This is a genomic window from Caulobacter sp. BE254 (genome assembly GCF_031457295.1).
In the GTDB taxonomy this organism is placed as follows: Bacteria; Pseudomonadota; Alphaproteobacteria; order Caulobacterales; family Caulobacteraceae; genus Caulobacter.
The window spans coordinates 575,232-594,389 of the sequence record NZ_JAVDWJ010000002.1; the positions used below are offsets into that span (position 1 = coordinate 575,232).

Below are 19,158 nucleotides of genomic sequence, written 5' to 3' on the forward strand. Positions count from 1 at the left end.
CGCTGGCGAACCGGTCTGCTCGCTTTCAAGGCTCAATACGCCCGTATGATGTGAGGTCCACATCGTGCGGGCGTCTTGCTTCTGGAGGGCAGGAGCCAGCAGAGCGGCCCGTCGGCGTTCGGACGGGCGTCTCCAAACAGGTTCAGATCCGATCGAGGCGGGGCTATGGGCCAGCCCGACATCACCGTCCGTCTGACCAGCTTGAAGCCCGCGACCCTTCCGACAGCGGTGTCTTTCGCGGGCGGTATAGACAACGTTGTCGTAGTCTCATACGACAACGTTGTCGTTGCGGCGCTCGAACCCGCCCGACGGAAGGCCTCCGCCGGAGGGGCCGGAGGAAACACAGGGCATTTCATGATCATTCGCACCCTCACGCTCGCCTCGAGCCTCGTCGTCCTGGCGGCCACGACCTCGACCCATGCCGCCACGCCCTCCGACCGGTCCTGGATGAATCCGAAGCTCTCGCCGGACGAACGCGCGGCGCTGCTGGAGAAGGAGCTGACCCTGGACGAGCGCATCGGCTTGGTCCATGGGCCGATGTCGATGCCGATCTTCGGGATCACCAAGCCCGAGGGCGCGATCGGCTCGGCCGGCTACATTCCGGGCGTTCCGCGCCTGGGCGTGCCAGCCCTGCAGGAAAGCGACGCCAGTCTCGGCGTCACCAACCCGCTGGGCGTGCGGCCGGGCGACGGCGCCACGGCGCTGCCGTCGGGCCTGTCGCTGGCGGCGACCTTCAACGCCAAGCTGGCCTATGAGGGCGGGGCGGTGGTTGGGCGCGAAGCGCGGGCCAAAGGCTTCAACGTCCAGCTGGCCGGCGGCGTGAACCTGGCGCGCGATCCTCGCAACGGCCGCAACTTCGAATATCTGGGCGAGGACCCCTGGCTGGCCGGCAACCTGGCCGGCGCGTCGATCAAGGGCATCCAGGACCAAGGGATCGTTTCGACAATTAAGCACTTCGCGCTGAACGGCCAGGAGACCAGCCGCCATTTCGCCAATTCTGTGATCGATGAAGCCGCGCACCGCGAAAGCGACCTGCTGGCCTTCCAGATCGCCATCGAGAAGGGCCAGCCCGGTTCGGTGATGTGCGCCTACAACCTGGTCAATGGCGACTACAGCTGTGGCAACAACCACCTGTTGAACACGGTTCTGAAGGGCGATTGGGACTACAAGGGTTGGGTGATGTCGGACTGGGGCGCGGTCCACGCCACCGACTACATCGTCAAGGGGCTGGACCAGCAGTCGGGTGAACAGCTGGACGCCAAGGTCTGGTTCGGCGCGCCGCTCAAGGAGGCCGTCGAGAAGGGGCAGATCCCGGCCGCGCGGCTGTCGGACGCCAGTCGTCGCATCCTGCGTTCGATGTTCGCCGTGGGCCTTTTCGAAAAGCCGGTGGCGCCTGGCGGCGCGATCGACTACGCCGCTAACGCCGAGGTGGCCCGCGCCGCGGCCGCCGAGGGCATCGTCCTCCTGAAGAACCGCGAAGGCCTGCTGCCGCTGGCCGGGACCGCCAAGACCATCGCCGTGATCGGCGGTCACGCGGACGCCGGCGTGCTGTCGGGCGGCGGCTCGTCCCAGGTCGTGCCGCCGGGCGGCGCCAAGCGGGTGGTGCCGCTGGGCGGCGAGGGCATGATGGGGCCGTTCCGCAGCGAGTACTTCAACGGCTCTTCGCCCCTGGCCGCCATCCGCAAGGCCGCGCCGGACGCCAAGGTCACCTTCGACGACGGGCGCTACGTGTCCGCCGCGGTCGCCGCAGCCAAGGCCGCCGACATCGTGGTGGTGTTCGGCAACCAATGGATGGGCGAGGGCGAGGATGCTCCCGACCTGTCGCTGCCGGACGGCCAGGACGCCCTGATCGCCGCGATCACGGCCGCCAATCCCAACACCGTCGTGGTGCTGCAGACCGGCGGTCCGGTGTCGATGCCCTGGCTCGGCCAGGCCGGCGCGGTCGTCGAGGCCTGGTATTCGGGCGCCAAGGGCGGCGAGGCGATCGCCGACGTCCTGTTCGGCGCGGTCAATCCCTCGGGCCGCCTGCCCATGACCTTTCCGGCCGCCATCGACCAGTATCCGCGCGCTCAACTGCCAGGCCTGGGACTACCGGAAAAGACGCGCTTCGACGTCGTCTATTCCGAGGGGGCGGAGGTCGGCTACCGGCGCTTCGCCAAGACCGGCGAGAAACCCCTGTTCCCCTTCGGCTACGGCCTGTCCTACACGACTTTCGGTTTCGCGAACCTGACCGTGACCGGCGGGCCGACCCTGACGGTGAGCTTCGATGTGGCCAACACCGGCCAGCGTCCGGGGAAGGCCACGCCGCAGGTCTATCTCACCGATGCGGCCGGCCAGCCGGTTCAGCGGCTGATCGGATTCGACAAGGTCGATCTCAAGCCCGGCGAGACGCGTCACGTCGCCCTCACCGCCGACGCGCGCCTACTCGGCCGCTTCGACGCCAAGGTCAACCGCTGGGTGCTCGACGCCGGCCGCTATCAGGTCGGCGTCGGCGGCGCGTCGAACGACCTGGCTCTACGCGGCGCCGCCAACCTCAAGGCCGAAACCCTGAAACCCTGACCTTCGTCGTCCAGGAAGCGCCAGGCCGTCAGTGAGACGACCTGGACCCCGGTTGCGGAGTGGACGCCTCGCGCAAGACGGTGCGCGCGGCGCTCACTGTTCGCGGAACGATCGGAACAGGCGCTGCTGCAGCGGCTCGACCAGGTACTGCAGGGCCGTGCGCTTGCGCAGGGGCACCACCACCTCGACGGGCATGCCGGCCTTCAGCATCGGCGCCTCGCGGCCCGGCTGCTTCAGGGCGGCCAGCTCTTCCGGCGGCACGGCGACCTCGGCGCGGAAGTAGCGCGCCCCGGTCTTCTCGTCGGTGAAGCCGTCGGCTGACAGCTTGGTCACCTTGCCCTCCAGCAGCGGCAGGTGGCGGTCGTGGAAGGCGCTCAGCCGCACGTCGGTGGTCTGGCCGACATGGATGTCGTCGGCGTCGTTGGCCGCGACCCGGGCCTCGATGACCAGCGGCGCGCGGCGGGGCACGATCTCCATCAGGGTGTCGCCGGGCTGGGCCAGGCCGCCGACCGTGAACACCTTCAGCCCCACCACCTGGCCCGAGGCCGGGGCGCGGACCATGCCGCGGGACAGCTGGTCGCGGGCCGCCGACAGCTTGGGCTTCAGCTCGTTGAGGTCGACCTCGGCGGCGCGCAGGTCGACGATGACCTCGTCCATCCGCTGGCGGTCGCCCTGCAGGGCCTGCATCCGGGTCTCGCCGATGCCCTCGCGGGCGCTGGCGGCCTGGGCGCGGAAGGCGCCGTCGGCCCCGGTCAGGTCGGCGGCGGCGCGCTCCAGCGCCCGCACCCGGGTCAGGGGCGCATAGCCCTGGGCGGCCAGCTTCTTCATGCCCTCTAGCTCCTCGCCGATCAGCCGCTGCTGCTCGCGATTGGCGGCCAGCTGGCGCTCATAGCCGTGGATCTGTTCGCTGAGCTGGCTGGCGCGTTCGCCCAGCACCCCGTGCTGGGAGTCCCGCGCGCCCCGCCGGGCGGCCAGCTGGCGGCGCTCCAGCGCCAGGGCCTCGTCGGCCAGCAGCTTGTCCTCGGGCGCCAAGCCGATGAAGGCCACGGGAACCGGCGGCTCGGCCAGGCCGTCGCGCTCGGCGATCAGTCGGGCCCGCTGGGCCTCGACCGCGAACAGCCGCGAGGCCAGGGCCCGCTCCTGGGCGCGGATGTCCTGGACATTGATCTCGACCAGCACCTGGCCCTGGCGGACCACGTCGCCCTCCTGCACGCGCAGGGCCGAGATCACCCCGCCCTCGCGGTGCTGCACCGCCTGGCGGCTGCCCGACACCGCCACCACGCCGGGGGCGTAGGCGCCGGCGTCCAGCGGGGCCAGGGCCGCCCAGCCCAGGAAGCCGACGAAGAAGGCCCCCGCCGCGGCTAGGCCGACGCGCAGCTCCCAGCGGGTCCCGTCGCTGGGACCGTCGTCCTCCAGCACCCCGGCCGGGATGATGTCGTCATAGGTCGAGCGGATCAGCGAACCGGTCATGGCTGCCTCGTGGCGCGAAGGTCGGCTTCGGTGTTAGCGGCGCGCGGCAGGCTGGCGACGCGCGATTCCAGGGCCTTGAGCACCTCGCGGCGCGGACCGTAGAGGTCGACCACGCCCTCGCGCAGCACCAGCAGCTTGTCGGCGATGCCCAGGATGTTGAGCCGGTGGGCGATGACCACCAGGGCCGCGCCCCGGGCCTTCTGGGCGGCGACGGCGTGCTCGAGCGCGGTCTCGCCCTCGGAGTCGAGGTTGGAGTTGGGCTCGTCGAGCACGAAGATCCGCGGCTCGCCGTACAGGGCCCGGGCCAGGGCCAGGCGCTGGGCCTGGCCGGCCGAGAGGCCGCCGCCGTTGGGGCCCAGCTGGGTCTCGTAGGCGTCGGGCAGCCGCAGGATCATCTCGTGCGCCCCGGCGGCCACGGCCGCGGCCACGGCCCGGGCGTCGATCTCGGCCGGGTCGCTCTCGAGGATGCTGGCGAAGCGGGCGATGTTCTCCTTCACCGTGCCGGCGAACAGGCCGCAGTTCTGCGGCAGGTAGCCGATATGGGCGGCCAGTCGCTCCTGCTGCCAGTCGGCAAGGTCGGCGCCGTCGACGCGGATGCAGCCGTGGTCAGGGGCCAGGGCCCCGACCAGCAGCCGGGCCAGGGTGGTCTTGCCGGCCCCGCTGGGCCCGACCACGCCGATGATCTCGCCAGGGTTCACGTCGAACGACACGCCGCGCAGGATCATGCCGGACCCGTCCGCGGTGCGGACGCTGGCCTGCTCGGCCCGCAGGCGGCCTTGAGGATCGGGCAGCCGGGTGCGCGGGATCGGGGTCGGGGCCTGGCGGAACAGCTCGACCAGGGTGTTGAAGCCCTCGCGGGCCTGGATCACGCCCTTCCAGGCGCCGACGATCTGCTCGATCGGCGCCAGGCTGCGGCTGAGCAGGATCGAGGCGGCGATCACCCCGCCGGCCGAGATCTCGTGCTTCACGGCCAGCCAGGCGCCCGTGCCCAGGGCCAGGGACTGCAGGGTCAGGCGCAGGAAGCGGATCAGGCCCGAATAGACCCCGCCGGTGAACTGGGCGCCGGCCTGCAGGCCGACGGCGGTGCGGCGTTCGATCAGCTGGCGGACGATCAGCGGCTGGCGCATGCCTAGGGCCCGGACTAGGCCCCCCTGCGAGGCGATGGCCTCCTGGGCGGCGTAGGCCTGGGTCGAGGCTTCGTGCAGCGCCCCCAGCTTGGCGCGGGTGGCCCGCTCGTTGAGGATGGCCAGGACCAGCAGGGCCAGGGCCCCGCAGACCGAGATCGCGCCCAGCACCGGGTGGAGGATGAAGCACAGGGCCAGGTAGATCGGGGTCCAGGGCGCGTCCAGCAGGGCCAGGGCGGCCGGGCCGGCGACCACGCCGCGGAAGGCGTCGAACTCGCGCATCGCCTGGCGCAGTCGCGGCCCCGCCCCTCGGTCCAGGCCGCCGGTCAGGCGGGCCAGGACCTCGGCGGCCAGTTCGCGGTCGAGCCGCAGGCCCAGCCGGACCAGGACCCGCTGGCGCAGGCTGTCCAGCATGGCCAGGGTGGCGAGGGCGAAGACCACGGCCACCGTCAGGAAGACCAGGGTCAGGATCCCGCCCGTGGGCAGGACCCTGTCGTAGATCTGGAGCATATACAGCGTCGGGGCCAGGTAGAGGATGTTGACCAGGGCGCTGAAGCCGGCGGCGATCAGCACGTGCCGCCGGCAGGTTCGCAGCGCGGTGGCGAGCGGCTCAGGGATCTGTTTCCGGGTCCGAGCCGCTCGTTCCCCAGCCGCGCTGCGCCCGCTCATGCCAACACGTCTTCGTGATAGCGGACCAGGGTCTCCACGAAGAGGTGGTCGTCGGCGCTGCACGAATAGAACACGCCGTTGACCGTGCCGTGGTTGTTGTACTCGTCCAGGGCGGTGTGAAGCGCCGCGCCGGAACCCTGCCATGCCGCGCTGTTCTGCTTGATGGCCGGACCGTTGAAGTCGGCGATCCCGTCATGGTTGGCGTCGGCATATTGCTGCAGCCAGTCGATCGCCAGGTCCATCTTGTGGGCCGGGCTGTTGAGGTCGGCGGGACTGCCGGCCCCGTTCCCGGCCTCGAAGTTCAGCCAGGCGGCGATCACGTCGCGTCCGAGGACATAGCGGGCGTCCTGCGACGGCTTCATCGAGGCGTCGATGACCTTCAGGGCCAGGGCCAGCGACATCTGCAGGGTGTCCTCGCCGGCGTCGGTGACCCCGTTGCCGTTGTCGTCGCCCAGCAGGATGTAGCGTTCCTCCTTGTTGCTGTTGCCCGGGTCGGGCCCGTCGTTGATGCCGTTGTTGAAGGCCAGCAGCTCGCCGGTCGGGAACTCGGGACCGGACTTGGTCTCATTGCCGACCGTGCCGTCCCAGAAGGTCAGGCCGTTGGGCGACAGCCAGAAGCCGGGGGTGCGGGTGCCGACGCAGTCGATCAGGCCATAGTAGTAGGCCAGGTCATGGTCGGTCGCCGTGCCGCCGGAATAGGTTCCTGTGGCGGTGGCGTCGTTGACGTGCTGGCCGACGGTCCACGGGGCGTTGATGATGAACTGGTCGGTCTCGCCGACATCCAGCGCGCCCAGGGCCATGGCCGTGCCGGGGGCCGCCCCGTTCAGGTCGAACACCGAGTCGGTGACCGTGGTGTTGGTCAGGGTGACGTTGCCGGTGTTGGTGACCACGAACTTGAACTGGATGCTCGCGCCCGAGGTGGCGATCGGCCCCAGCGGACTGTCGGCGTCGTCCCAGGTAGCGCCGCCGTCGATCGACACATACTTCTCGATGTCGATGCTGGCCCGTTGCGCGACAGGCACATTGGCGTCGTCGGTGTCGGGGTCGGTCTCGTTGGAGTCGGCCGTGGCGGTGTTCTGCAGCAGGCCGTCGCCGCCGCCGTTGGAGTCGAGCTCGGCCTGGGTGACGGTATGGGCCGCCGTGTAGCTCCAGGTTTCGCCGACATTCAGCACGCCGTCATTGTTGCCGACGATGTCGGCCCCGCGGACGATCGAACCGACGTCCGCGAACGGATCGGTGACCGTCACGCCGGTCAGGCTCGTATTGCCGGTATTGGCGACGCTGATCGTGTAGCTGATCAGCTCATTGGCCGTATCGGCCGTACCACCAGGCACCGAGGCGTCCTTGGTGATGTTCAGCGAAGCACGCTGTTCGACCGGCACGCTGGCGTCGTCGGTGTCCTCGCCGGTCTCGTTGGAGTCCGCCGTGGCGAGGTTCTGCAGCAGGCCGTCGCCGCCGCCGTTGGAGTCGATCTCCGCCTGGGTGACGGTGTGAGCCGCCGTATAGCCCCAAGTCTCGCCGACTTCGAGCAGGGCGTCGTTATCGCCGACCACGTCCGCGCCGCGGGCGATCGAGCCGACGTCCGCGAACGGGTCGGTGACGGTCACGCCGGTTAGGGTGGTGTTGCCGGTGTTGGCGACGGTGATCGTGTAGCTGATCAGCTCGCCGGCCGCGTCAGCCGTACCACCGGGCACCGAGGCGTCCTTGGTGATGTTCAGGCTGGGCCTTTGATCGACCGGCACGCTGGCGTCGTCGGTGTCCTCGCCGGTCTCGTTGGAGTCCGCCGTGGCGACGTTCTGCAGCAGGCCGTCGCCGCCGCCGTTGGAGTCGATCTCCGCCTGGGTGACGGTGTGAGCCGCCGTGTAGCCCCAGGTTTCGCCGACTTCGAGCAGGGCGTCGTTATCGCCCGACACGTCGGCCCGGCGCACGATCGAGCCGACGTCCGCGAACGGGTCGGTGACGGTCACGCCGGACAGGGTGGTGTTGCCGGTGTTGGCGACGGTGATCGTGTAGCTGATCAGCTCGCCGGCCGCGTCGGCCGTACCCCCAGGCACCGAGGCGTCCTTGGTGATGTTGAGGGCAGGGTTGCGGGCGACCGGCACGCTGGCGTCGTCGGTGTCCTCGCCGGTCTCATTAGAGTCCGCCGTGGCCACGTTCTGCAACAGGCCGTCGCCGCCGCCGTTGGAGTCGATCTCGGCCTGGGTGACGGTGTGGGCCGCTGTATAGCCCCAGGTTTCGCCGACTTCGAGCAGGGCGTCGTTGTCGCCCACCACATCCGCGCCGCGGGCGATCGAGCCGACATCCGCGAACGGATCGGTCACCGTCACACCGCTGAGCGTCATGTTGCCGGTGTTGGCGACGGTGATCGTATAGCTGATCAGCTCGCCGGCCGTGTCGGCCGTGCCGCCGGGCACCGAGGCGTCCTTGGTGATGTTCAGGGCCGGGTTCTGGGCGACAGGCACGCCGGCGTCGTCGGTGTCGGCGCCGGTCTGGTCGCTGTCGGCCGTGGCGGTGTTGCCGATCGTGCCGCCAGCATCGATCTCGGCCTGGGTGACCGTGTGGGTGGCCGTGTAGTGCCAGGTCTCGGTCAGGTCGAGGACGTTGTCATGGTCGACGTCGCCGCTGTTGAAGCCGCTGGACAGCACCGGGGCCAGATTCGACACGAACGGGTCGGTCACGACCACCCCGGTCAGGGGCACATTGCCGGTATTGGCGACGCTGATCGTGTAGCTGATCACCTCGCCGGCCCAGTCGGCCGTGCCGCCGGGGACGCTGGCGTCCTTGGTGATGTTCAGGGCCGGATTGGGCAGGAAGTTGCCGATCTGGACGCTGTAGTTGCCGACGCTGGAGACGTCGACCGTCTCATAGTCGCCGGTGGTCTGCACCCAGCCGGCCTGCAGCACCTCGTCGATGCGCACCGACTCCAGGGACGTGCCGACGCCGGCGAACTGGAACGTGCCGTCGGCGGCGGTGACCGTCGAGCGTTCGCCCAGGTCGAGCACGCCGTTCGCGTTGCTGTCGATGAAGATGGTCCAGCCGGCCAGGCCGACCTCGCCCGCGTCCTTGACGCCGTCGCCGTCAGTGTCGCCGAACTTGACGCCGTTGATGGTCGACACCCTCTCGGTGTTGAACTCCTCGAAGCCGTCATTGGCCGCGTAGATGGTGCCGGGCGTGCCGAAGTCGGCGAACAGGGTGATGTAGTCGGTGCTGAAATCGGCGCCGGCGAACGACGATACCGGCACATAGAAGACGTAGTCGTCATTGCCGCTGCCGGACGAGTGGGCGTCGAGCAGCAGCCGGGTGTCGCCATTCCCGTCCAGGTCGAAGACCTTGGTGAAGTCGGAATCCAGTTCATGGGTCGCTGAGACGTAGTCCGCGCTCGTCGCGGGATCCGAGGAATAATAGAGCTTCAGGCTGGTCAGCGAGATCAGGGTGTTGGCGTTGGTCTGGTTGAGGTCGAGCCGGAACTCGAAATAGTCCACGCCATTGATGATTTTGACCGGAATGTCGTTGAACGTCAGGCTGCTAGTCTTGCTCTGGTCGGTGTCGAGAACGCCCGTGGCGTCGGTGTTGAAGCCCTTTTCGTCGCCATCGTTGTCGTCGATGCCGAGGAAGGGCGAATAGATGCCGGTGCCCGATCCGATCGGGTCGCCATAGGTTACGATGACGCCGTCGATCGTGGTGGTACTGCCGGGTGTAGTAAGGTCGATGTCGGCCATGACTGGCTCCTGAACATTCCGCGCGCGCGGGCAGGTCCCGCTCGGCGGCGCCGATCCAAAGGAAGGCTTCAGTCACGGCGTCGACGTCGGAGCTTGCTGGGAAGGGCCCCGGCGTCGATACCGGAGGCGCGCGCGCCATCTCCTGAACGTTGGAAGGGGAGTAGGGAGGGCTCCCTACATGTATCCACGACCATCGCCGCCCACGGAACGCCACGTTCGCCAACGCGAAGCGAAACAAGCGTTAGCGATCTTCCCGGACGCGATCCGTGTCAATAGTATTGATAACTATGTCTAAGTGGCAATTTGTAAATGAATACGCAATCTAAACTACGCTATAAATCGAAATCTATTAGTACTATATCATTAATCATTCTTGCTCAATGATCCGCCTCGTTAGGTGAGTGCCTAACCTACTCGCAAGGCGGCGTGCGTGACGGATGTGATCAGCCGCTTCCTCCCCGGCTTCGAATGACAGCGCGACCCTGCCAGATGATCATCAAGGACGATGGCGGGAGCCGTGGTCGGGCGCTCGGCAACGCTGTGCGGCCTATCCGGGGTCGCGCTAGGCGGGGCGTCCGTTAAGCCGCTACACCGCCCAACCGCCGGCCGCGCGCGGCGTTGGCGCGTAGGTCCGAGAAGCTTTGGGCCACGAGCGGGTAGTCTCCAGGCAGTCCCCATTTGCGGCGATACTGCTCGTCGGTCAGGCCCAGTTGTCTCAAGTGGCGGCGCAGCGAGCGATACCGTCGACCATTCTCGAAGCTGATGATCGCGTCCCGGGTAATGCTGGCGGCGATTTCCTCGGGCGTCGGGGGCTTGCTCGGCTCCAGGCTTCGCGAAGGCGCGAGCGCCGTCTCGATCGCGGCGTAGGTGCGGGCGCAGAGGCCCGGCAGGTCATCGGGCGAAACGATGTTGTTCCTGAAATAAGCGCAGAGGACTTGAGCCGTGATCTTGGCGGCGCGCTCCTGGGCCTTGGTCATCGGGATCTCTCGAAGAAGCAGGGCCCAGGGAGCAAAAGCCTCCCTGGGCCCGGTGCGGCGTGGGGATCAGTGCGCAACGGCCGCGCGAAGCCTGTCGCCAAAGGCGCAAGGACTGGGCATCTCGACCTTCACCCCAGCTCTCGCCTTGCTCTTCAGCCAATCGCCGAGGGCTTCGGCGCAGGTATGGTCGAGGCAGGTCAGGGCCCGGGTGTCGAGGTGAACCAGTCCGCCGTTGGGCGCGGCGTCCAGGACCTTGGCGATCTTGGGCAACTGGACGAAGGTGGCCGCGCCCTCCAGGCGGATCTCGCTCTCGTGCTCGCCCAGCGTGCGTTGGGCGATGCGCAGACGCATCTTCCGCAGGTTGGGGATCAACTCGAGCAGCGTCAACGCCATGCCGACCAGCACGCCGGTCAGCAGGTCGGTGGCCACCACCGCCACGAAGGTGGCCGCCCAGATCATCGCCGGCAACAGGCCGTAGCGGGCGAACAGGTGACGGACGTGGTCCAGGCTGACCAGTTTCCAGCCGGTGACGACCAGCACGCCGGCCAGGGCCGCGCTGGGAACCTGGCGCAGCAGCCAGGGCAGCAGGGCGACGAACGCCAGGATCCAGGCGCCGTGCAGGATGGTCGACAGGCGCGAGACGGCGCCGGCCTGGACATTGGCGGAACTGCGCACGATCACGCCGGTCATCGGCAGGGCGCCGACCGCGCCGCACAGCATGTTGCCGACGCCCTGGGCGAACAGCTCCTTGTTGTACTTCGTACGCGGACCGTCGTGCATGCGGTCGACGGCGGCCGCCGACAGCAAGGTCTCGGCCGAGGCGATGAAGGCGACCGCGAGGGCGGTGAGCATCAGCATCGGATCGACCAGCCTGGCGAAGTCGCCCGCGCCGGGAACGGCAATGGCGGCGGCGATCGACTCCGGCACGGCGATCTTCTGGACGTCCAGGCCGAAGCCCGCGGCGACCAGGGCGCCGGCCAGCACGCCGAGCAGGGCGCCCGGGACCAGCTTCAGCTTGGCCGGACGGAACTTCTCCCAGGCTACGATCGAGCCGATGGTCACCAGGCCGACCACCAGGGCCGCCTCGACCGCGCCGAGGCTTGAGAAGGAGACGCCGCCCAGGGCGGCGGGAATGGCGGCCAGGTTTTCCAGGCCATGGGCCTTGGGCTTGTCGGCGAACAGCACGTGGATCTGACCGGCGACGATCAGCACACCGATGCCGGCCAGCATGCCATGGACGACGGCCGGCGAGATGGCCCGGAACCATTGACCCAGCTTCAGGGCCCCGGCCACCAGCTGGACCAGTCCGGCCAGCAGCAGGATCGGTCCCAGCATCGAGAGGCCGTGCTTGGAGACGATCTCGAAGACGATGACGGCCAGGCCGGCGGCGGGACCGCTGACCTGCAGGGGGGAACCGGCCAGAGACCCGACGATGATCCCGCCGATGATCCCGGTCAGCAGGCCGCGCTCGGCCGGAACGCCGGAGGCGACGGCGATGCCCATGCACAGCGGCATCGCCACGAGGAAGACGACGATCGAGGCGGTGAAGTCGCGCGACAGGATCGTGGAGAGCCCGAGCTTGCCGCCCGGCGTCGCCTTGGGGGAGGAAACGGCTGCCTGGGTCATTCGGCGGCGATGCCCAGATGATCGGCGGCGACCATGCGACGGGCCGGGCGCTGGGCGACGGGAAGGGGCGCGCCCTCGTAGACCTGCTCGAACTGGCCGGTGTTGCCGTTATAGGCCTGGATCTGCCCGGTCTCGATCTCGAAGAACCAGCCATGCAAGGTCAGCTCGCCCTTGGCCATGGCCGAGGCCACCGACGGGTGGGTGCGCAGGTGGTTGATCTGGACGACGACGTTTTCCAGCGACAGGGCGCGGGTCCGGCCATGGTCGTCGAGATGTCCGTAGCAGGAGCAGACGACGCTGTGGGCCGCATGGGCGTGGCGCAGCCAGGCCGCGACATTGGGCATCTTCTCCAGCGCCTCGGGATGCGAGAAGGCCTTCATGGCCCCGCAATCGGAGTGGCCGCACACGACGATGTCGCGCACGCCCAGGGCGACGACGGCGTACTCCACCGCCGACGAGACCCCGCCATTGGCCTGCGAGAAGGGCGGCACGATGTTGCCGGCGTTGCGGCAGACGAACAGGTCGCCGGGCGCGGCCTGGGTGATCAGCTCGGGCACGACCCGGGAGTCGGCGCACGAGATCATCAGGGCCTTGGGACTCTGGCCGTGGCTGGCCAGACGCTCGTAGAGGGCGCTCTGGGCGGGGAAGACCTGGCCGCGAAACAAGGCGGCGCGTTCGAGAAACTGTTCCAAGGGACCTCCGTCGATTGGCCGCCGCGACGCGAGGAAAGGGGAATGCAAGCGCCGCGGCGGGCGTCGCGGCGAGAATTCGCCTGACGCACCGCCGAAGATCGTTTGGGGGCTTTGCTGCGGTGCAGCGGCTTTGTGACAAAGGATGTCTGCGGCGGGTCAGAGCGCCGGCAGGCGCAACTCGACGCGTAGCCCGCCTTGGGGGCGGTTCTTCAAGACGAGAGTCCCGCCTTCGCGCTGCAGGATCTGCTGGACGATGGTCAGGCCCAGTCCCAGGCCCGCGGTGTTGCGGGCCCGCGCGCTGTCCAGGCGATGGAACGGATGCAGCACCTGGGTCAGCTCCGCCTCGGGAATGCCCGGGCCGGTGTCCTCGACAGCCAGCACCGCTGCGGAGCCCTCGTACGCCAGGGTCAGGGTCGCCTGGCCGCCATAGTGCAGGGCGTTCTCGACGATGTTGCTGATCGCCCGCTTCAGCGACACCGGCCGCGCCTGGACGGGCGCATGATCGAGGCCGGCATAGGTGGCGGGTCGGCCCATGTCCACGGCGTTGTCGACCACCGTCATGGCGATGGCCGCCAGGTCGGTGCGACGCGGCGGCTCGGGGTCCTCCTGGCCGCCCAGATAGGCCAGCAGCGAATCGAGCATGGCCGTCATCTCGTCGACGTCCGCCTCCAGCGCCTCGCGCGCCTCTGGGTCGCCGACGAAGCCCGCTCGCAGGCGCAGGCGAGCCAGGGGCGTGCGCAGATCATGGCCGACCGCGGCCAAGGCCTCGGTGCGGGCCCGCAGCAGACCGGCGATACGATCCTGCATGGCGTTGAAGGCCTTGGCCACCAGCTTCAGGTCGCCGGCCCCGGTTTCGCCGATGCGCACGTGGGCGTCCTGACCGACCTTGTCGGCGGCTTCGGCCAGGGCCCGCAACGGACGATTGAGATTGTGCAGCACCAGGGCGGCGGCGGCGATGACGCCCAGGCCCAGGATGAAGGCCGAGCCGACGCTGCTCAGCAGCACCGCCCGGGGCGCGGCCCGGATCTTGGTCTTCAGGGTCAGCCAGGTGCCGTCGCGCAGCTTCAGCGCCGCCTTGAGGTGGGTGTCCCTGGGCAGGGCGTGGTCCTGCGCGGCGTTGAAACGCAGGTCGCGGCCACGCAGCCGGGGCGCGGCCTCTCGGAACTGGTCCTTGAATTCATGCTCGACCGAGCGCTCGCGGTCGACCAGGCTGGACCGGGGCGACCAGATCAGCTGGGTGGCGCGACTGGACAGGGCCGCCGCTTCGGCGACGCGTTCGGTGCGCGGGACGTTTTCCAGGATCGCCGCGGCTGCGACCATCTGCTCGGCGGCGCGCCGGATCTGGTTATCGCGATTGGGATAGAGGCGGCTGTTCTCGAACAGGATGGAGCTGCCGATGAACTCCAGGGCCACGGCCAGCATGAGGACCAGGGTGACCTGACCGACCAGGCGCTGCGGCCAAAGCCGCAACGGCTTCATCGACGCTCCACCGCCGCCGTGAACAGGTAGCCCACACCGCGCACTGTCCGCAGCAGCGCCTCGGCTTGGCCGCTCATGGCCAGTTTACGGCGGAGCCTGCTGACCAGGACGTCGATGCTGCGGTCCGAGGCGTCGGAGAAGCGCGCGCGAGACATTTCCAGCAGGCGCTCGCGGCCGATCACGCGCTGGGGGGAGCTGACGAAAGCCAGCAACAGGTCGAATTCGGCCCCCGACAGCTCGACGAAGGTCCCATCCGGCGACAGCAACTCGCGACGGCCCGGGTCCAAGCTCCAGCCGGCGAAGGTCATCTGCTGGTGGCCGCGCGGCTGGCTGGACTGCGACCCGCCCTGAGCGCGGCGCAGGATGGCGCGAATGCGGGCGATCAACTCCTTCTTGCTGAAGGGTTTGCCGATGTAGTCGTCGGCGCCGAGCTCCAGGCCGATCAGGCGGTCGGTCTCGTCGTCCCGGGCGCTGAGCATGACGATGGGCACGTCGCTCTCGCGCCGGATGCTGCGACACAGATCAAAGCCGTTGCTGCCGGGCAGCATGATGTCCAGCAGGATGAGGTCGACGGTGTTGGTCTCGAGCACGCGGGTCATTTCGGCCCCGTGGCCCGCGCTGAGGGGCTGGAAACCCTCTTCGCGCAACAGCCGCATCAGGAGCGTGCGCAGGGCCGGATCGTCCTCGACGATCAGGATGGTCGGCGCCAGCGGCGCTGTCGCCATCTCGCGCGGGAGGGCGATCGATCCGTAGCCTGAAGAATCCATATGCCCGGGGTACTTAGGCGCGGCGACCGCGCGAACAAGGCCGGAGTCGACGATTTTCCGTCCAACCGCGAACCGAAAATCCAGGATGCACGAGAAGCGTCCTGGACGAGGCTGGGCCTTGCACACGCGCGGATTAGAGCCGGCCGGGGGAGGGGGGCCGCTTGGACCGGTCAAGTGTTCAGCGGCCTTTCGAAGAAGGGGACTAGCTGGCGCGACGAGTATCGGAGGCGACATCCTCCTGCTTGGCGCCGTCCGGCCTTGATGGCTCGTTGGCCTTCGGAGAGGACTGACCGGGCGAGACCGCGGCATCGGCCGCACGCTTCTGGAGGGCCTTCTTGGCGACCTCCTGGGTGAAGGTCAGGCCTGTGCCCGCGGGACCGGCGAGAGCGGGAGATGCCATCAGGCAGACGGCGGCGAAACTGAGGGACGCGAAAACTTTCATGTGGAAACAAACTCCAGGAAACAAAAATAGGGGGTTCAGCCGCCCGCCGAGGTCTCGGCCTTCGCCTGGGCGGCGGGCAGGGCTCGGCGATAGGCGTCGACGGCTTTCAACAGGCCCTCGATCTCCGCATGGGTGATGGCGGTGCGATGCTCGTCGCCGCCGTCGGACTTGAACTTGAAGCTCCAGGCGCCCGGCGCGGCGGCGGCGCGGCGCAGATCGTTCTCGGAGATGTCGAAGGCGATCTCCTCGCGGCAAAGTTCGGGCGCCTCGAACACGAAGCAGTGGCCGGCGTTGTCCTTGATCCTGGTCACCGGCGCATGGACGGGCCATTGGGCGGTTTCATAGGCCACCTCGCCGTAACCCCGGACCGGGCCCATGTAGGTGAGGACCTGGCGGACCTCGAAGCGGGTGGCGCCCGAGCGCTTGTCGATCACGGCGCGCAGGTGGTTGTCGTTGGTTGACGTGCGAAACAGGCCCTTGCCGGTCTGGAAGCCGCGTTCGGAGCTGATCACGGTCTCGACATCCAGCGGATCGTCGATGACCAGGGCGCGGGCGTGAAAGTGGTCGGCGCCCAGGGCGGTCTGCTTGGTCGGCAGCAGCGTCGTCTCGGCGCTTGCCGGGCCGCTGGCGGCCAGGCCGGCCAGGGCTGCGAGAGCCAACAAAGCGGTACGGGTCTTGCTCATCCTTGTTCTCCCGAACAGGCCGCTCCGTCGGGAGCCGCTCGCCATGGTTCGAGAGTGGCGAGGCAGCCTTTCGGCTCTGCATCGCGTTTGTGACAAAAGATGACAGCGGAAGCGTCTGGGCGCCGCATGAGGTTGGCGACGATGAAGCGCCCTCCGGCGGTGATCCGAGCCAATGACCTCAATGACGGGCGTGGATGTCAATGGGTTGGGAAAATATTCCTACTTCGGTGGGGCTCGATCTTGCACGGCGGCCGTGGTTGGCGAACCATCGGCTTGCTCCGTGCGATCTGCAGATGTTGTCCTCGCCTGCTCGGCCGCCACGCGCTCTGGTCGCGGCGCAGCTGTGAACCTCAGGACTTTCGGATGGTTTCTTTGGAGGAGGAACCGAGGCGCCCCGGTGCGAAACCGATCAGAGAAAATCCGTTTCGCGAGCCCGCGCCAAATCTGGAAAGAAGAATCTCATGGACGCGACATCTCCCCACGACTTGATCATGGCCAATCGGGTCACGGACACGCCGGTGTTCAACCGGGCCGGTGATCGCATCGGCCATATCGACAATCTGTCGATCGACAAGGTGTCTGGCCAGGTCGTCTACGCCCTGCTGTCATTCGGCGGCTTTCTCGGCCTTGGCGACAAGCTGCATCCGCTGCCTTGGGACCGGCTCGAGTACGATCTGGAGAAGGGCGGTTACGTCGTTCCGCTCAGCAAGGAACAACTGGAAGCCGCTCCCGCCCTCACGCGCGGCGATCTCGAGGATCTGGGCGCCGGCGCGGACTGGCGGGACAGCATCGGCGCCTATTACGGCAGCCTCGGCGCGACGCCGTTCTGACCGAGGGATCGTCCTGGCGGCGGCTTGACCACAACGCGCACGATTCCGGTCGCTCGCCAGCAGAGGCCGCTGGCGCATCTTTGAAGACCCCCTACGCGCCGAACGAAGATCGGTTAGCTGCAATCGCGTTGATTGCAGGGATGCTCGCTCCCGGCTCGCCACGCCTTGACCAGCTGACGCCGGTTGGGCGTGTAATGTTCCGCGAGGAAATCGACCTTCACGATCCGGTCGGTGTGAAACAGACGGAAGTCCGAAGTCAGTTCACACCATCCGGCAACGAACCGCTGATTCTCGATGAAGCCCAGCATGATCGGCCAGATGATTTGTTCCGTCGGCGGGTCGATCTCGTCGGCGCAGGTGACCCGCATCTTTCGCTGCTCGCGCAGGGCCTGCCTGACCTGCGCTAGGTCGACGCCCGACACGCGCCCGTCGCCCCGGCTGACGAAGAACGCGCTATCGTCCAAGGCGCGCCGCATGTCCGGAGCAAGCACGCTGTTGATCTTCGCCAGGGCGTTCTGGACGGCGCGCGCCAGGCCCTCGTCGGTCTGTCGGCTCACCCACTGGGCGCCGATGACGAGCGCATGAAGCTCTTCCTCGGTGAAGGACAGCGGCGGCAACAGGAAACCTGGCCGCAAGATATAACCCACCCCCGGCTCGCCATCGATGTCGGCGCCCATAGCCTGAAGCGTGGCGACGTCGCGGCGGATCGTGCGCAGCGACACGTCGAGTTCGCGCGCGAGCTCCCCGCCGGACACCGTTCCACGGCGCCGGCGAAGGGCTTGCAGGAGGTCGAACAATCGATGGCTTCGGGACACGTCAATCCATGGCGACGAGGCTCTTTCCACCAACCTTTTGGCCGGCTTCGAGAGCGGTGATCAGCGCGATAGCTTCGCTCAGCGGCACTATGTCTCCGATGGGCAGCCTGAAGTCTTCATCTCGGGCGGCCTGAGCAAGACCGTCGAGCATCTCGGCGGTCGGTGTGCAAATGACCGGCTTTAGTCGACGGTTGAACAGCGCGCCGATGAACTTGCTTGGAGACGGGTTCAGGTCAAGGAAAACGCCGTCCTTGCGAAGCATGCCCAGGCCTTGCGCCGTCGTCATGGTGGCGGCCGTGTCGTAGATGACGTCGAACCGCTCGCCGATCGTCGAGACGTCGGTCGTGCGATAGTCGAAAACTTTCTGGACGCCGAGTTGTTTGGCGCGGTCCATGTCACGAGCGCTGCAACTGCCCGAGACGAGGGCGCCGTGCAGTCTCGCGATCCGCACGGTCGCTTCCCCGACCGCGCCGGCGCACCCGTTGACGAAGACGTGCTGGCCGGCCCTGAGACGAGCCTTGTCGATCAGGCCGGTCCAGGCCGTGGCCCCCGGGGCTCCAAGGCAGGCGGCGTCTTCGAAGGACACGTCCTTGGGCTTTTTGGCCAAGGCGGTTTCCTTGGCCAGGACCGCCTGCGCCAAGGCTCCGGCTTCCTTGAAACGGGCAAGGCCGAACACCGCGTCGCCGGGCTTGAAGCGGGTCACGTCGGAGCCCACCGCGATCACCGTGCCGGAGAGGTCCATGCCCATGCCCCGTGGAAACGCCTTGCCGGTGACGATCTTCATCACGCCATTGCGCATCTTCCAGTCGATCGGGTTGATGGCAGAGAACTTCACCTGCACGGCGACCTCGTCCCCGGCCGGCGCGGCCAATTGAAAGTCCTCGAGCCGCATGACCTCGGGGCCGCCATACTGGTGATATTGGATGCGCTTCATTGGCGGTGGCGCAGGCCATGGATCTTGATCACGAAGGTCTCCTTCCGGTTTGTCGAGGAGACGCAGCTATGGATTGCCATGAGGACAGTTTCTGGCGCCATGGTTGGTGAGACGATGAAGCATGCCGCCGGCGGTCGGGTGGAGGTTGCCGCGTACATAAGTCGCCAGGCTCTGCGGCGAGAGATTGACCAAGCCGTAGCGCGCACCGAACCGCGTCGCCCAATTCTCCAGGTGACAGACGCCGGGGGCCTCGACCGCGAAGTCGTCAATGACCTGTTCATTGCCCGACACACGAGTGACGGGCGTGAGAAAGGGCGTGGACGCGGCGGTCGCCACGCCCAGCACCAGAGTCTTGAAGGTCATGCTCGGCTC

Annotated in this window: 15 protein-coding genes; 2 read left to right on the forward strand and 13 right to left on the reverse strand. The window is 68.0% G+C overall.

Going from position 1 to position 19,158, the window contains the following annotated elements; all coding sequences use genetic code 11:
• The first annotated feature begins 354 nt into the window (after positions 1-354).
• A complete protein-coding gene (locus J2X41_RS06690) occupies positions 355-2,559 on the forward strand; it encodes a beta-glucosidase (protein WP_310080641.1) in 2,205 nt (734 codons plus the stop codon).
• Between the two features lie 93 nt (positions 2,560-2,652).
• Here J2X41_RS06690 and J2X41_RS06695 read toward each other — a convergent pair whose 3' ends face one another.
• The 10 genes from J2X41_RS06695 to J2X41_RS06740 all read right to left on the reverse strand — a co-directional run bounded on the left by J2X41_RS06695 (position 2,653) and on the right by J2X41_RS06740 (position 16,207).
• Complete coding sequence (locus J2X41_RS06695) at positions 2,653-4,029, reverse strand: HlyD family type I secretion periplasmic adaptor subunit (RefSeq protein WP_310080642.1); 1,377 nt, start codon at positions 4,027-4,029, stop codon at positions 2,653-2,655.
• Complete coding sequence (locus tag J2X41_RS06700) at positions 4,026-5,822, reverse strand: type I secretion system permease/ATPase (RefSeq protein WP_310080644.1); 1,797 nt, start codon at positions 5,820-5,822, stop codon at positions 4,026-4,028. The genes J2X41_RS06695 and J2X41_RS06700 overlap by 4 nt, the downstream gene beginning before the upstream one ends.
• Positions 5,819-9,541 carry a DUF11 domain-containing protein gene (locus J2X41_RS06705; RefSeq protein ID WP_310080645.1) on the reverse strand — a complete coding sequence of 1,241 codons (3,723 nt, stop codon included), beginning with the start codon at positions 9,539-9,541 and terminating at the stop codon, positions 5,819-5,821. The genes J2X41_RS06700 and J2X41_RS06705 overlap by 4 nt, the downstream gene beginning before the upstream one ends.
• A 578-nt stretch (positions 9,542-10,119) precedes the next feature.
• The gene (locus J2X41_RS06710; protein WP_310080647.1) at positions 10,120-10,518 is read right to left on the reverse strand and encodes a MucR family transcriptional regulator; all 399 of its coding nucleotides are present in this window, start codon (positions 10,516-10,518) and stop codon (positions 10,120-10,122) included.
• Between the two features lie 66 nt (positions 10,519-10,584).
• Complete coding sequence (locus tag J2X41_RS06715; RefSeq protein ID WP_310080649.1) at positions 10,585-12,144, reverse strand: SulP family inorganic anion transporter; 1,560 nt, start codon at positions 12,142-12,144, stop codon at positions 10,585-10,587.
• On the reverse strand, positions 12,141-12,836 hold the full coding sequence (locus J2X41_RS06720) for a carbonic anhydrase (protein WP_310080651.1): 696 nt from the start codon (positions 12,834-12,836) through the stop codon (positions 12,141-12,143). Before J2X41_RS06720 ends, J2X41_RS06715 begins: the two co-directional genes overlap by 4 nt.
• Before the next feature lie 156 nt (positions 12,837-12,992).
• Entirely contained in the window at positions 12,993-14,315 is a 1,323-nt protein-coding gene (locus J2X41_RS06725; RefSeq protein ID WP_310080653.1) for an ATP-binding protein, read from the reverse strand.
• Positions 14,312-15,082 (reverse strand): response regulator transcription factor, encoded by a 771-nt coding sequence (locus J2X41_RS06730; RefSeq protein ID WP_310080654.1) that lies wholly within the window; start codon positions 15,080-15,082, stop codon positions 14,312-14,314. Before J2X41_RS06730 ends, J2X41_RS06725 begins: the two co-directional genes overlap by 4 nt.
• A 202-nt stretch (positions 15,083-15,284) precedes the next feature.
• Positions 15,285-15,524, reverse strand: a complete 240-nt coding sequence (locus tag J2X41_RS06735) for a hypothetical protein (RefSeq protein ID WP_310080655.1) — start codon at positions 15,522-15,524, stop codon at positions 15,285-15,287.
• Positions 15,525-15,559: 35 nt separating this feature from the next.
• The gene (locus J2X41_RS06740; protein ID WP_310080656.1) at positions 15,560-16,207 is read right to left on the reverse strand and encodes a hypothetical protein; all 648 of its coding nucleotides are present in this window, start codon (positions 16,205-16,207) and stop codon (positions 15,560-15,562) included.
• Positions 16,208-16,668: 461 nt separating this feature from the next.
• Between J2X41_RS06740 and J2X41_RS06745 the strand changes: the two genes are divergently transcribed.
• Positions 16,669-17,037 carry a PRC-barrel domain-containing protein gene (locus J2X41_RS06745; RefSeq protein ID WP_310080657.1) on the forward strand — a complete coding sequence of 123 codons (369 nt, stop codon included), beginning with the start codon at positions 16,669-16,671 and terminating at the stop codon, positions 17,035-17,037.
• Positions 17,038-17,150: 113 nt separating this feature from the next.
• Here J2X41_RS06745 and J2X41_RS06750 read toward each other — a convergent pair whose 3' ends face one another.
• The 3 genes from J2X41_RS06750 to J2X41_RS06760 all read right to left on the reverse strand — a co-directional run bounded on the left by J2X41_RS06750 (position 17,151) and on the right by J2X41_RS06760 (position 19,149).
• Complete coding sequence (locus J2X41_RS06750) at positions 17,151-17,834, reverse strand: YafY family protein (protein WP_310080658.1); 684 nt, start codon at positions 17,832-17,834, stop codon at positions 17,151-17,153.
• A gap of 19 nt (positions 17,835-17,853) precedes the next feature.
• On the reverse strand, positions 17,854-18,786 hold the full coding sequence (locus J2X41_RS06755; protein WP_310080659.1) for an NAD(P)-dependent alcohol dehydrogenase: 933 nt from the start codon (positions 18,784-18,786) through the stop codon (positions 17,854-17,856).
• A gap of 66 nt (positions 18,787-18,852) precedes the next feature.
• On the reverse strand, positions 18,853-19,149 hold the full coding sequence (locus J2X41_RS06760; RefSeq protein WP_310080660.1) for a hypothetical protein: 297 nt from the start codon (positions 19,147-19,149) through the stop codon (positions 18,853-18,855).
• Between the last annotated feature and the right edge of the window lie 9 nt (positions 19,150-19,158).